This is a genomic window from Streptacidiphilus jeojiense (assembly GCF_000719095.1).
Lineage (GTDB): Bacteria > Actinomycetota > Actinomycetes > Streptomycetales > Streptomycetaceae > Streptacidiphilus > Streptacidiphilus jeojiensis.
On record NZ_JOEH01000011.1, the window covers coordinates 112,672 to 125,147 of the forward strand.

Genomic DNA, 12,476 nt, shown 5'->3' on the forward strand with positions numbered 1-12,476 from the left:
GGGCGGCAGTCTCAGGGCGTGGCGGTGCGCCGGGCGTAGGCGCGGGCCGCGCGGGCGCGGTCGCCGCAGCGGACCGAGCACCAGTGGCGGCGGCCGTGGGTGCGCAGCAGGTAGCGCCGGCAGGGGGGCGAGCCGCAGGCGGCGAGCAGGTCGGCGTCGGGGCTGGTGAGCAGGTCGGCGGCGTCGGCGGCGAGGACTGCCAGGGCGTGGTCGGCGACCTGGTCGGCCGGGTGGGCCTGGGCGCGGTGCAGGCCCTGGGTCCGGTCCCAGGCCAGCAGCGAGGCGGCGGGGGCGCGGGTCAGTGCGTCATTGACGGCGCGCAGTGCCTCCGGCGGGGCCGGGAGTGCGTCGATCCGGGTCGCGATCAGTGCTCCCACCTGCTCGCGGAGGTCGCGCAGCCGCCGCGCGCAGACCTCCTGCAGCCTGGCGTCGTCCGAGGCGAGTCCGCGTTCGATCAGCCACCGGGTGGCGGCTTCGGGTGTGCCGAGCAGGTCCAGGGACCGGCCGCCGGGCAGCGCCAGGTCGCTGTTGGCGAAGTCCAGGGCGAGGTAGCGGTCGGCCCCCGGTGCGGGCGGCACGGACCGGTCGGATGGTGCGGCCTCGTTCTCCGTCATGGATCTCATGTTAAACCTTGCGCTCCTCCGTGAGAATCGGTTAGCTTCATCTCACGGAAACCAGAGCCTTCAACCGTGAGGAAATGTCATGGGCGACACCCGTACGACCGGTGAACAGATCCCCGTCAGCGTCTTCGGAGGCCCCACCGCCCTCATCGAGTACGGCGGGCTCAGGCTGCTCACCGACCCGGCCTTCGACGCCCCGGGCGAGTACCGCCGGCCCGGCGGCGGCCCCGGCCTGACCAAGACCGCCCCGGCCGCCATCGACCCGGCCGACCTGGGCCCCCTCGACGCGGTGCTGCTCTCCCACGACGAGCACCCCGACAACCTCGACCGCTCCGGCCGGGCCCTGCTCGCCGACGTCCCGCTGGTGCTGACCACCCGCAGCGGCGCGGGCCGCCTCGGCGGCACCGCCCGCGGTCTGGCCCCCTGGGAGTCGGTGGAACTCCCCCGCCCCGACGGCGGCACCCTCACCGTCACGGCCACGCCCGCCCAGCACGGACCGGAGGGCTGCGAGCCGATCAGCGGCGAGGTCGTCGGCTTCGTGCTGACGTCGGCCGACCTGCCCAGCGTCTACGTCAGCGGTGACAACGCGTCACTCGCCCTGGTGCAGGAGATCGCCGGGCGCTTCGGGCCGGTGGACACCGCCGTCCTGTTCGCCGGGGCCGCCCGTACCGTGCTGTTCGACGGCGCGCTGCTCACCCTGGACAGCGTCCAGGCCGCCGAGGCCGCCGGCATCCTCGGCGCACGCCGGGTGGTACCGGTGCACTTCGACAGCTGGGCCCACTTCACTGAGGGCCGGGACGAACTGGTCAAGGCGTTCACCGCCGCCGGACTGCTGGACCGCCTTCAGCTGGGCTGACCCTCCGGCAGGTCCAGGCGGAACTCGGTGCACCCCGGACGGCTGCTCACCGTCAGGCTCCCGTGGTGCGCCGAGACCACCGCCTGCGCGATGGCCAGGCCCAGGCCGCTGCCGCCGTCGGTCCTGGACCGGCCACCGCCGCCGCGGGTGAAGCGCTCGAACAGGGTCGGCTGCAGCGACTCGGGGATGCCGGGTCCGTCGTCGGCCACCGTCAGCCGGACCCGCTCCGGAGTACGCGATAGCCGCACCCGCACGGTGCTGCCCGCCGGGGTGTGCTGGCGGGCGTTGGACAGCAGGTTGCCCACCGCCTGGTGCAGCCGGTCCCGGTCGCCGGTGACCAGCACCGGGGTCTCCGGCAGGTCCAGCACCCACTGCTGCCCCGGCCCGGCGACCTGGGCGTCGGACACCGCGTCGATCACCAGCAGGGTCAGGTCCAGCTCCGCGCGGGCCAGCGGCCGTCCCGCGTCCAGCCGGGCCAGCAGCAGCAGGTCGTCGACGATCGCGCCCATCCGCACCGACTCCGCCTGGATCCGGGTCAGCGCCCGAGCCACCTCGGGCGCCTGCGGCTGCGGGTGCAGCCGGGCCAGTTCCGCGTGGCCGCGGATGGCGGCCAGCGGCGTCCGCAGCTCGTGCCCGGCGTCGGCGGCGAAACTGCGCAGCCGCTCCTCGGACGAGTGCCGGCTGGCCAGCGCGGTCTCGACATGGCCGAGCATCCGGTTGAACGCGGCGCCCACCTGCCCCACCTCGGTGCCCGGATCGTTGTCCGGAAGGCGCTGCGGCAGTGCCACCGCGCCGCTCTCCAGCGGGAGTTCGGTGACCCGCACCGCCGTCGCGGCGACCCGGTCCAGCGGACGCAGCGACAGCCGCACCCACAGCGCTCCGGCGATCCCGGTCGCTCCCAGCGCGATCGCGAAGACCGTCACCTCGACCATCTCCAGCCGGTGCACCGCCCCTTCCACGCCCGCCAGCGGCATCCCGGTGATCAGGATGTCGTTGTCCCGGCCGGCCACCGCCCTGGCCCGGTAGTAGCCGTCGGTGTGCAGGTCCAGGTCGTGGATGCTGCCGTCGACCGGCAGCGCTCGGACCGCGGCCAGTTCGGCGGCGGACAGGGTGACCGCGTCGGCGCTGGCGTCGGCGTCGTCCGCGTCGCCGTCGACGATGGCTGCCTGGGTCAGCTTCCCGCCCGCCAGCCGGGCCCCGAAGGTGCCCACCGACTGGGCCCGGGTGTCCCCCGCCATCCCGCCGGCGTCGGGATGCTCCAGGCTCTGCGCGTAGCGGACCCCGGACTGCAGCAGCTGGTCGTCCACCTTGGAGACCAGGAAACTGTGCAGCGCCAGCGCGGTGGCGATCCCGACCGCGACGCAGGCCAGCGCGAGCAGCACCAGCAGTCCGCTGATCAGCCGGGCCCGCAGCGACCGCGGCAGCCGGCCCCGGACCCAGCTCACCTGGGCTCCCGCAGCACGTAGCCGACGCCGCGCACGGTGTGGATCAGCGGCGCGTGCCCGCTGTCCACCTTCTTGCGCAGATAGCTGATGTAGAGCTCCACCACGTGCGCCTGGCCGCCGAAGTCGTAGGACCAGACCGCCTCTAGGATCTGCGCCTTGCTCAGCACCCGGCGGGGATTGGCCAGCAGGTACCGCAGCAGCTCGAACTCGGTCCGGCTCAGCTCCACCGGCGCGCCCGCGCGCCGGACCTCCCGCGTCCCCTCGAACAGCTCCAGGTCCGCCAGGGCCAGCCGCTCGCCCCGGTCACTCTCCGACCACGGATCGGTGCCGGCCCGGCGCAGCAGCCCGCGCAGCCGGGCGACGACCTCCTCCAGGCTGAACGGCTTGGTGACGTAGTCGTCCCCGCCCGCGGTGATGCCGGCGATCCGGTCGTCCACCGCGTCCCTGGCTGTGAGGAACAGCACGCAGACCCCGGGTGCCTCGGCGCGCATCCGCCGCAGCACCTCCAGGCCGTCGAAGTCCGGCAGCATCACGTCCAGCACCACGGCGTCCGGGCGGAACGCCCCAGCGACGGCCACGGCCTCGGCGCCGTCGGCCGCGGTCCTGACCTCCCAGCCGTCGTACACCAGGGCCTGGGCCACCACCTCGGTCAGATCCGGCTCGTCGTCGACCACCAGCGCACGCGGGGGTCCGGCAGGTCCGACCTGGGGACGGCGGGCGGAATCAGGAGACATAGCATCACATGATGCACCCCCGCGGGATGCAGCCACGGCCGCCGACGCTCCTGTGGATTGCCTGTGACCTGCGGCGGAGACCGGAAGTTTCAGAGGGAACTCAGAAGGACCGGTGTCAGGGTGAGGTACCGCGCCCCACCGGGCGGCAGTACCGACCATCAGTACCCGGCAGATCAGTACCGGCAGAGGAGACCCATGACGAGCACCGTCGGAGCGCACCGCAGCGCCGACGCGCGCCGCGGATCGCCCGCGTCCCCACGCGGCGACCGGGCCGCGCTGCTGGCGCCCGCGCTGCTGGCCGCCATCGGCCTGGGAGCGCTGGTCGTGGTGTTCCTGTGGTGGAGCAACACCGCCTCGGTGGTCTCCCCCGCCGCCTGGATCACCAACGCCGGACGGCTCTGCGGCTTGCTCGCCGGGTACGCGGCTCCGGTGCTGGTGGTGCTGATGGCGCGAATACCGCTGCTCGACCGCACCCTGGGCAGCGACCGGCTGGCACGCTGGCACGCGATGGGAGGCCGCTACATGGTGGGCCTGGTCGTCGCCCACGTACTGCTGATCATCTGGGGCTACGCCCTGACCGACCACAACGGGCTGGTCCACCAGACCGCCCAACTGGTCTTCCACTACCCGGACATGCTGAAGGCCACCATCGGCACCCTGCTGCTGCTGGGCGTCGGCGCCGTCTCGGCCCGGGCCGCCCGGCGCAGGCTGAGTTACGAGACCTGGTACTACCTGCACCTGGCCACCTATGTGGCCATCTTCCTGACCTTCTTCCACCAGCTGGCCAACGGCGCCGAGTTCGTGCTGTCGACCAAGGCCAAGGTGATCTGGTACGGCCTCTACCTCGGCGCGGCGGCACTGATCCTGTGGTTCCGCTTCGCCGTCCCCACCCTGCTGGCGTTCCGGCACCGGCTGCGGGTCGCCGAGGTCCGCCCGGAGGCCCCGGGGGTGCACTCGGTCTTCATCACCGGGCGCCGCCTGGACGAGCTGGCCCGGGCCACCCGGTCAGGACAGTTCTTCCGCTGGCGCTTCGCGCAGCGCGGGCTGCTGCTGGCCGGCAACCCCTACTCGCTGTCCGCTCCGCCCAACCCCGACTACCTGCGGATCACGGTCAAGGACCTGGGCGGCCACAGCGCGGCCCTGGCCCGGCTGCGCCCCGGCACCCGGGTCTTCGCCGAGGGGCCGTACGGCGCCTTCACCGCAGAGCGGCGCCCCGGACGCCGGGGCAAGGTGCTGCTGCTGGCGGCCGGGGTCGGGATCACCCCGCTGCGGGCCCTGTTCGAGTCCCTCCCGGCCCGGCGCGGCGAACTGACCCTGGTCTACCGGGCCAGCCGGGAGGACGACCTGGTCTTCCGCGCCGAACTGGAGTCCATCGCCAGGGCGCGCGGTGCCAGGCTCCACTACCTGGTCGGCAGCCGCGCCGAGATCGGCGAGCCGCTGCAGGCCAGGACCCTGCTGGGGATGCTGCCGGACCTGCGCGAGCACGACGTGTTCCTGTGCGGCCCGGAGGGGATGACCCGCACCGCGCACGAGGCCCTGGAGACGGCGGGCGTCCCGCGCGGCCGGATCCACCACGAGTCGTTCGAGTTCTGACCCCGCAGCACCGCCGAGCCCCGCGACCCCGCAGCACCGCCGCACCGAGCCACAGGAGGGACGTCCCGAATGCGTCGCACCGTACTGACCGCTGGAGGCACCGCCCTGGGCGTGGTGCTGCTCCTGGCCGCCAAGCCGCACCACACGGTGGCCGTAGCCGTCCCCGCGGTCACCGCTCCCGAGCAGGACTCCAGCGGCACGGGGTCCGGGACCGGCACCGGGGCCGGGTCCTCGTCGGGCTCGCCGTCCGGGTCCTCGCCGAGCGCCTCCTCGACCGGCGGCGCCGCCAAGAGCACCGGCGTGCGCACCATCACCGGCGGCTCGGTGGACACCCGTTGGGGCCCGGTCCAGGTCAAGGTCACCTTCAACGGCTCGAAGATCACCGCGATCGACGTGGTCCAGGAGCCCGACGGCAACCCCCGCGACCAGGAGATCAACTCCCAGGCCATCCCGATCCTGACCCAGGAGGCGCTGGCCGCGCAGAGCGCCAACATCGACGCGGTCTCCGGCGCCAGCTACACCAGCGAGGGCTACATCGGTTCGCTGCAGAGCGCGCTCGACGCCGCCAAGTGAGCCGCGGCCGGGGTCCGGCCCCGGCCCACCCCTCGGCTCACCCCGTTCACCCCGCGAGCTGCGGGTACAGCGCGCCCAGGTCGCCGGACAGACCCCGCTTCACCTGCCGCGACACCTCGTCGACCAGCACCTCGGCCGCGTTGGCCTCGATGCCGTCCAGGGCCTGCCGGGCGACCTCGGCCGGCGCGGTCTTCGGGGCGTCGACGTGCGCGACCAGGTCGGTGTCGACGTAGCCGACGTGCAGGCCGGTCACCTGGATCCCGCGCGGCAGCAGATCCAGGCGCAGCGAGTTGGTCTGCGACCAGACGGCCGCCTTGGAGGCGCTGTAGGAGCCGGCCAGCGCCACCCACGACAGCACCGAGTGGACGTTCAGCAGGTGGCCGCCGCCGTTGCGCTCGATGATCGGCACGAAGGCGCGGGCGGTGAGCAGCGGGCCGTAGAAGTTGGTCTCGAACTCGGTGCGGACGTCCTCGACCGGGGAGTCCAGGAAGGACGCGTTCACCGCCCGACCGGCGTTGTTGATCAGGATGGTGACGTCCTGGGCCTGTGCGGCGGCGGCCGCCACCGAGGCGGGGTCGGTCACCTCCAGGGCCAGCGGGACGGCGTCGGAGTTGCGGACGGTGGAGGCGTCGCGGGCGGTGGCGTAGACCTTCTTGGCGCCGCGTGCGTACAGCTCCTCGACCAGTGCCTTGCCGATGCCCCGGCTTCCGCCGGTGACGAGCACGGTCGCGCCTGAGATCGCAGTCATGGGTGTTCTCCCTGGATGAGTCCGCCGGCCGTTGGAAACCGATCGGTTTCCACCAACGTACACCGATCGGTTTCCTCCTGTCACCACCCGGCGTACCCTCGTACCCATGACCACGTCCGCGCCCCGCACGCCCGCCCGCCCCACGCCCCGCGAGCGCCTGCTCGACGCCGCCGCCGGGCTCTTCTACCGCGACGGCGTGAACATCGGCGTCGACGCCCTGTGCAAGGCCGCCGGCGTCTCCAAGCGCTCCATGTACCAGCTGTTCGGGAGCAAGGACGAGGTGCTCGCGGCGAGCCTGGAACGCAGCGGACCCGGCTACCAGGCCCTGCTGCTCCCGCCCGCGGACGACTCCCGGCCGCCCCGGGCACAGGTCCTGCACGTGTTCGAGCGGCTGGACCAGCTCTCGGCGGGCCCCGAGTACCAGGGCTGCCCGTTCGTCTCCACCGCGACCGAGCTCAAGGACCCGGACCATCCCGCCAGCGTGGTCGCCCGCGGCTTCAAGCAGCAGCTCACCGCGTTCTTCCACGCCCAGGCCGCCCGCGCCGGCGCGTCCGACCCGGAGACCCTGGCCCGCCAGCTGACCATCGTCTTCGACGGCGCCGGCGCCCGCACCGTGGTCCAGGGCCACCCCCTGGACGGCCTGGCCACCGCGACGGCGACCGTGCTGCTGGACGCGGCCGGGGTGGTCTGACGGCAGGTCAGAACCGGGGCGGCCGCCGACGGGGCACGAGCCGTCGGGCAGGATGGCCGCCATGCACGCACAGATCGAGCCCGCCCGGGTCACCGACATCCTGCAGGTCCTCGCCGACCACCCCCGCTACTGGGGCGAGCGCGACCTGCGCCCGCTCCACCAGCTGGCGCTGGTGCAGGAGTTCGGCTCGACCTGCCTGGTCGCCCGCGCCGAGGACGGGATCCGGGGCTACCTGATCGGCTTCGTCACCCCGGCCGGCGTCGGCTACGTGCACCTGATCGCCACCCGCGACGACACCCGGGGCAGCGGGCTGGGACGGAGCCTGTACGCCGCGTTCGCCGACGCCGCGCAGCGCCAGGGCGCCGACCGGCTGAAGGCCATCACCTCGGTCGCCAACACCGGCTCAATCGCCTTCCACCGCACGCTCGGCTTCGACGCACGCATCGAGGACGACTACAACGGCCCTGGCCGGACCATGGTCGTCTTCACCCGAGCACTGCCGTTCGAGGGGCCCCTCGGGAACTGCTAATCTCTGCGCACCCCACCGTGACGTGCACGGTGCGACAACACCATAGAGAGACGGGGAACCATGGCGATTCGCCGGGCCAAGATGAAGGCTCAGGTCATCGAGAAGCTCTCCCAGGCCGCCCCGCCCGGAGAGACCTTCATCGCCTGCGTGCACACCGAGACGGGGCCAAGTCCCTGGCTCAACGCCATATTCGACGAGATTCCACTGGTCGGCGTGATCGTCGCATTCACGCGCAAGTTCTACTTCCTGACGCTGACCAACACCTCGATCGTGGTCAACTCGGCCAGCCGTTGGACCAACCGTCCCGGCGACGTCGTCGCGGTGTTCCCGCGGGCCGCCTTCCCGGTCAGCCGGATCAAGCGCGCTTCGGTCTGGAGCTCCCTGTACGTGGAGCTGACCCAGGGCTCCAAGCCCACCCGGCTCAACGTGCACCGCTACTGGCGCGCCGAGCTGGACCAGCTGATCGCTGCGTTCCCGCAGGCGACCGTCTTCGACGGCAGCGTTCCCGGCCAGGCCACCGGCCAGGACGCCGCCAAGACCGTCTGACTGTCTGACACCGAGCGCGTGACGGCACCCGCCTGACGGCACCGAGGGCCCCGGAGACCGCAACTGCGGCCGGGGCCCTCGGGCCTGTGCCGCTCACTGCGCCAACTGCCCCAGGAGTTCCCAGGTCCGGCGGCGCTCCGCAGCGCCTGCGATCTCCGTCCCGGAGAACACCACCTCCGTCGCACCGGCGTCCCGGTAGCGCCGCACCTCGGCGGCCACGCTCTTCTCGTCGCCGATGACCGCGACGTCGGCGGCCCGTTCGGCGCCGGAGAGCTCGATGACCCGTGCGTAGGACGGGATCCGCTCGTAGAACCCGAGCCGTTCGGCGAACGTCTCGCGCACCGCGTCGGCGTCGTCGGTCACCACGCCGGACACCAGCGCCACGATCCGGGGCGCCGGACGCCCTGCCGCCTCCGCCGCCTTGGTGACGGCCGGCACGATGTGCTCCGCCAGGGCCCGGGGTCCCGCCAGGTAGGGCAGGATCCCGTCCGCCAACTCACCGCTGGCCCGCAGTGCCTGCGGCCCCATGGCGGCGACCAGCAGCGGAACACCGCCTTCGGCGCCCGGCACCCGGGCCGGCAGCGGCGTGGTCGCGGTGAGCAGCTCACCGTGGAAGTCGGCGCTGCCCGTCTCGATCAACTGCCGCAGTGCGACCAGGAATTCACGGAGCCTTGCGATCGGGCGCTGGTAGGGGATGCCGAAGGCGGCCTCGGTCAGGGCTTTGGTACCGAGCGCCAGTCCGAGGTGGTAGCGGCCGTGCGTGGCCGCCTGGGCGGTCTGGGCCTGGCTGGACACCAGCAGCGGGTGGCGTCCGAAGACCGGGATCGCGGACGTGCCCACCTGCAGGCCCGGCACCGCACGGCCGACGAGCGCCGCGAGTTGGGGCGAGTCCGCGCCGAAGGTCTGCCCGAACCAGGCGGACCGCAGTCCCGCGGCCACGGCCTCCTCGGCCAGCCGCACGGTGGCGTCGATCTGGTTGGCCGCGTCCGGCGCGGCGAGTGCTACTCCCACTGTCATACCGGCTCGAACTACCGGTGGCAGCCGGCACATTCCGCTCCTGCATGACAATCATGTGTCAGCCACCACCCTCTTGCCCGACGACGGGACGGACTGATACCCATCGGTTGGCACTCTCGTATCGAGAGTGCCAACCGATGGGGTGGGTGGTCCATGTTCGGTGTCCTGCGGATCCGTGACTACCGCCTGCTGGCGACCGGTCAGCTGCTGTCCAGCCTCGGGGACTGGCTGCTGCTGGTCGCCGCACCCTTCTACGTCCTCCGGCTGACCGGATCGACGCTGGCCACCGGCCTGTCGCTGGCCGCCGGGACGGTGCCGGCGCTGCTGCTCGGGCCGGTGGCCGGGGTGTTCGCGGACCGCTGGGACCGGCGGCGCACCATGCTCACCGCCGACCTGCTGCGGGCCGCAGCGGTCGCGCTGATGCTCCTGGTCCACCGCCCCGACCAGGTCTGGCTGATCTACCTGGCCCTGCTCGGCGAGGCGAGCCTCAGTCAGTTCTTCACCCCCGCCCGCAAGGCCCTGCTCCCGGTCCTGGTCGGCCGAGGTCCACAGCTGGGCGCGGCGAACTCGCTGGCCGCGCTGGTCTCCGGCACCGTGCAACTGCTCGGCGGCCCGCTCGGGGGCGCCCTCTACGCCCTGGTCGGCTTCGCCCCGGTGGTGGCCTTCGACGCCGTGAGCTACCTGGCGTCAGCGGTCCTGATCACCGCGATCGGCCACCGCACCGCTGCCGCAGAACCCCGGCGCCGCTCCGGGACCGCGCTGCAGCGTTTCACCGGAGAGCTGCGGGCCGGTGCGGCCCGCGTCCGCTCGACCCCCGGGCTCCCGGTCCTGTTCACCGTGGCCGCTGTGTTCTTCCTCGGCAACGCGGCCCTGACCGCCCTGCTCGTGCCCTACATCGGCGCCGTCCTGCACGCCGCCGCCGGCACCCTGGGCTGGCTGTTCGCCGCCCTCGGGGTCGGCTACCTGGCCGGCGCCCCGCTCAGCAGGTCCGTCACCACCCGCTTCCCGCCCCGAACCGTCGTCATCGGCAGCCTGGCCGCCCTGGCCGCGGTGTTCGCCGCCACCTTCAACACCCACGACACCGCCTGGGACCTGTTCCTGTTCACCCTGATCGGTCCCCCGGCCGTCTGCTTCCTGGTCACCGTCGACACCTCCATCGCCCGGCAGACCCCCGACCACCTGCTCGGCCGGGTGAGCTCCGCCTACGGCATGGCGCAGGCAGCGGCCACCCTGGTCGGCATGCTCGCCGGATCCGTCCTCGGCCAGCAGATCGGCATCGGCCCCACCATGGACCTGGCCGCCCTCACCGTCGCCGCCTCCGCCGCCGCAGCGCTGCTGATGCCCCGTCACATCGCGGCGGAAGCAGCCCCCACCGCCGACGAGACCTCGCTACCGGTCCGCTGATCTCCCGTACCGGGCCTTCCTCATTCCCTCGGGGACTCGGCCCATTCCCACAGCTGCTCGAAGTCGGCGGGCAGCAGGCCGATTCGCGGGTTGATCGTCAGCAGCAGTGCCGGACCGGGGTGGACGTCGGCGACATACTCCCGGTCCGCGTCGGTCACCTCGTCGTCGACCCAGGCGAACGGCCGGCCGGCGGCCCAACGGACGACCTCATGGGTCTTGAAGTAGGTTCCGTCGTCCACGGCCGGACGTCGCACGTCCTGGAACGAGACGTGCTCCAGCACCGGCAGTCCCAACTGCGGGCCGATCCAGACGTTGGCCTCGGCCTGCCAGGTGGTGCACCACACGAGCTGGTACGGCAGCGCCGTCAACGCGGGCCCGTGCGCCGGGTTCAGCCACACCCGCAGGGGCTTGAGGCCCGGATCGTCCCAGCCGGTGGGACGCATCCGGTGCGTCCGGTAGCCCTTGGGGCGGCGCGTCGGCTTCGCGGCGTACGGATTGAGCGGTCCGTCCACATCGATCAGGAGCAGCGGCCGGGGCGCGTCAGCCATGAAGGACTCCCTTGGTGCCGGTCGACGGGGCTTGACTCTGACGTGCGGGTCAGAGGTTAGCGTCACTGCACCCGGCGGCGAACACCCACCGTCCCGCTGCCCCTCGTCCACCCGGAAGGGCCGACCATGAATGCCACGCTGCCCCGTACCGCCCGCGAGGTCCGTCTCGCCGCCGTCCCGAAGGGACTGCCCGCGCTGGAGCACTTCGCCGTCGTCACGGCGCCGCTTCCCGAGCCGACGGGCGGTCAGGTCCTGGTCCGGAACCGGTACTTCGTTGTCTTCCCCGGATTGCGGACCCTGATCGGCGGGGAGGTCGACGGCCTGCCGCTGCCGCAACTGCTCAGCGGCGACCCGCTGTTCGGGCCGGCCGTGGGCGAGGTGGTGGCCGCGCCGGCCGGTAGTCCGCTGCGCGTCGGTGACCAGGTCGCTCATATGTTCGGCTGGCGGGAGTACGCCCTGGTGAGCGACGGCGAGTGCACTCCTCTGGACGGCACGCTCCCCGATCCGGTCGCGTACCTCTCCCCGGGGTCGGCCGCCTACGGAGCGCTGACCCGCCTGGCCGAGGTCCGGCCCGGCGACACCGTCCTGGTCACCGGTGCGGCCGGGGCGGTGGGGTCGATGGCCGGTCAGATCGCCCGGCTGCTGGGCGCCGGACGGGTGATCGGCAGCACCGGCTCGCCGCGGAAGGCCGAGCGGCTGGTCTCCGAGCTCGGCTACGACGCGGTGGTGCTGCGCGGATCCGGGCCGGTCGCCGACCAGTTGGCGAAGGCGGCGCCCGAGGGCATCGACGTGCTGCTGGACACCGTCGGCGGCGAGCAGCTGACCGCGGCCGTCGGCGCGGCCCGCCAGGGCGCCCGGTTCGCCCTGGTCGGGGCCATGTCCGGGCAGATGTCGGCACAACGGGCCGGCGGCAGCGCTCCGGTGGAGATCGACAGCTACCGCCTCGTCGTCAGGGGCGTCTCGCTCCGCGGGTACAGCGGCGCGGACCACCCCGGTGTGGAGGCGGAGTGGCTCGGGCGCTTCGGCGGCTGGCTGCGGACCGGGGAGATCCGCTTCCCGCACGCACGGATCGCGGGCATCGATCGCGCACCGCTGGCATTGCAGGAGATGATCGAGGGCAGGCACTTCGGGGCGGTCGTCGTGGAACTCTAGCGGCGCGGTACGGGAGGCGG

The 12,476-nt window shown here is 72.9% G+C and carries 14 protein-coding genes; 8 read left to right on the plus strand and 6 right to left on the minus strand.

All coding sequences use genetic code 11. The features are described 5' to 3' along the window. Nucleotides 1–11: 11 nt before the first annotated feature. On the minus strand, nucleotides 12–623 hold the full coding sequence (locus IF29_RS0116615) for an ABATE domain-containing protein (RefSeq protein WP_030255106.1): 612 nt from the start codon (nucleotides 621–623) through the stop codon (nucleotides 12–14). A 79-nt stretch (nucleotides 624–702) separates the two neighbouring features. Between IF29_RS0116615 and IF29_RS0116620 the strand changes: the two genes are divergently transcribed. Next, a complete protein-coding gene (locus IF29_RS0116620) occupies nucleotides 703–1,476 on the plus strand; it encodes an MBL fold metallo-hydrolase (protein WP_030255109.1) in 774 nt (257 codons plus the stop codon). Here IF29_RS0116620 and IF29_RS0116625 read toward each other — a convergent pair. Next, on the minus strand, nucleotides 1,464–2,921 hold the full coding sequence (locus IF29_RS0116625) for a sensor histidine kinase (RefSeq protein WP_030255111.1): 1,458 nt from the start codon (nucleotides 2,919–2,921) through the stop codon (nucleotides 1,464–1,466). The two genes, IF29_RS0116620 and IF29_RS0116625, sit on opposite strands and share 13 nt — an antisense overlap. After that, nucleotides 2,918–3,655, minus strand: coding sequence for a response regulator transcription factor (locus tag IF29_RS0116630; protein WP_030255114.1), 738 nt, complete (start codon nucleotides 3,653–3,655; stop codon nucleotides 2,918–2,920). Before IF29_RS0116630 ends, IF29_RS0116625 begins: the two co-directional genes overlap by 4 nt. A gap of 195 nt (nucleotides 3,656–3,850) precedes the next feature. Here IF29_RS0116630 and IF29_RS0116635 point away from each other — a divergent pair, with 195 nt between their 5' ends. Both IF29_RS0116635 and IF29_RS0116640 read left to right on the plus strand, forming a co-directional pair. Next, on the plus strand, nucleotides 3,851–5,248 hold the full coding sequence (locus IF29_RS0116635; RefSeq protein ID WP_030255117.1) for a ferredoxin reductase family protein: 1,398 nt from the start codon (nucleotides 3,851–3,853) through the stop codon (nucleotides 5,246–5,248). 69 nt (nucleotides 5,249–5,317) lie between these two features. Continuing rightward, nucleotides 5,318–5,821 (plus strand): FMN-binding protein, encoded by a 504-nt coding sequence (locus IF29_RS0116640; RefSeq protein WP_030255119.1) that lies wholly within the window; start codon nucleotides 5,318–5,320, stop codon nucleotides 5,819–5,821. Nucleotides 5,822–5,867: 46 nt separating this feature from the next. Here IF29_RS0116640 and IF29_RS0116645 read toward each other — a convergent pair whose 3' ends face one another. Further along, a complete protein-coding gene (locus tag IF29_RS0116645) occupies nucleotides 5,868–6,569 on the minus strand; it encodes an SDR family oxidoreductase (RefSeq protein WP_030255121.1) in 702 nt (233 codons plus the stop codon). Nucleotides 6,570–6,675: 106 nt separating this feature from the next. On the opposite strand from IF29_RS0116645, the gene IF29_RS0116650 reads away from it, so the two are divergent. From IF29_RS0116650 to IF29_RS0116660, 3 genes are all read left to right on the plus strand, one after another. After that, complete coding sequence (locus IF29_RS0116650; protein WP_030255123.1) at nucleotides 6,676–7,260, plus strand: TetR/AcrR family transcriptional regulator; 585 nt, start codon at nucleotides 6,676–6,678, stop codon at nucleotides 7,258–7,260. A 61-nt stretch (nucleotides 7,261–7,321) separates the two neighbouring features. Continuing rightward, nucleotides 7,322–7,789, plus strand: a complete 468-nt coding sequence (locus IF29_RS0116655; protein WP_030255125.1) for a GNAT family N-acetyltransferase — start codon at nucleotides 7,322–7,324, stop codon at nucleotides 7,787–7,789. Between the two features lie 60 nt (nucleotides 7,790–7,849). Further along, the gene (locus IF29_RS0116660; RefSeq protein WP_157623781.1) at nucleotides 7,850–8,335 is read left to right on the plus strand and encodes a hypothetical protein; all 486 of its coding nucleotides are present in this window, start codon (nucleotides 7,850–7,852) and stop codon (nucleotides 8,333–8,335) included. 93 nt (nucleotides 8,336–8,428) lie between these two features. On the opposite strand, the gene IF29_RS0116665 is transcribed toward IF29_RS0116660, so the two are convergent. Next, complete coding sequence (locus IF29_RS0116665) at nucleotides 8,429–9,352, minus strand: LLM class F420-dependent oxidoreductase (RefSeq protein WP_030255129.1); 924 nt, start codon at nucleotides 9,350–9,352, stop codon at nucleotides 8,429–8,431. Nucleotides 9,353–9,505: 153 nt separating this feature from the next. Here IF29_RS0116665 and IF29_RS0116670 point away from each other — a divergent pair, with 153 nt between their 5' ends. Then, nucleotides 9,506–10,756 (plus strand): MFS transporter, encoded by a 1,251-nt coding sequence (locus IF29_RS0116670; protein ID WP_030255138.1) that lies wholly within the window; start codon nucleotides 9,506–9,508, stop codon nucleotides 10,754–10,756. Nucleotides 10,757–10,776: 20 nt separating this feature from the next. Here the strand turns inward: IF29_RS0116670 and IF29_RS0116675 are convergent, their stop codons facing one another. Beyond that, nucleotides 10,777–11,304: an HAD domain-containing protein gene (locus IF29_RS0116675; RefSeq protein WP_030255140.1), complete on the minus strand. Its 528-nt coding sequence runs from the start codon at nucleotides 11,302–11,304 to the stop codon at nucleotides 10,777–10,779. 126 nt (nucleotides 11,305–11,430) lie between these two features. Between IF29_RS0116675 and IF29_RS0116680 the strand changes: the two genes are divergently transcribed. Further along, nucleotides 11,431–12,456 (plus strand): MDR family NADP-dependent oxidoreductase, encoded by a 1,026-nt coding sequence (locus IF29_RS0116680; RefSeq protein ID WP_030255142.1) that lies wholly within the window; start codon nucleotides 11,431–11,433, stop codon nucleotides 12,454–12,456. The last annotated feature ends 20 nt before the right edge of the window (nucleotides 12,457–12,476 follow it).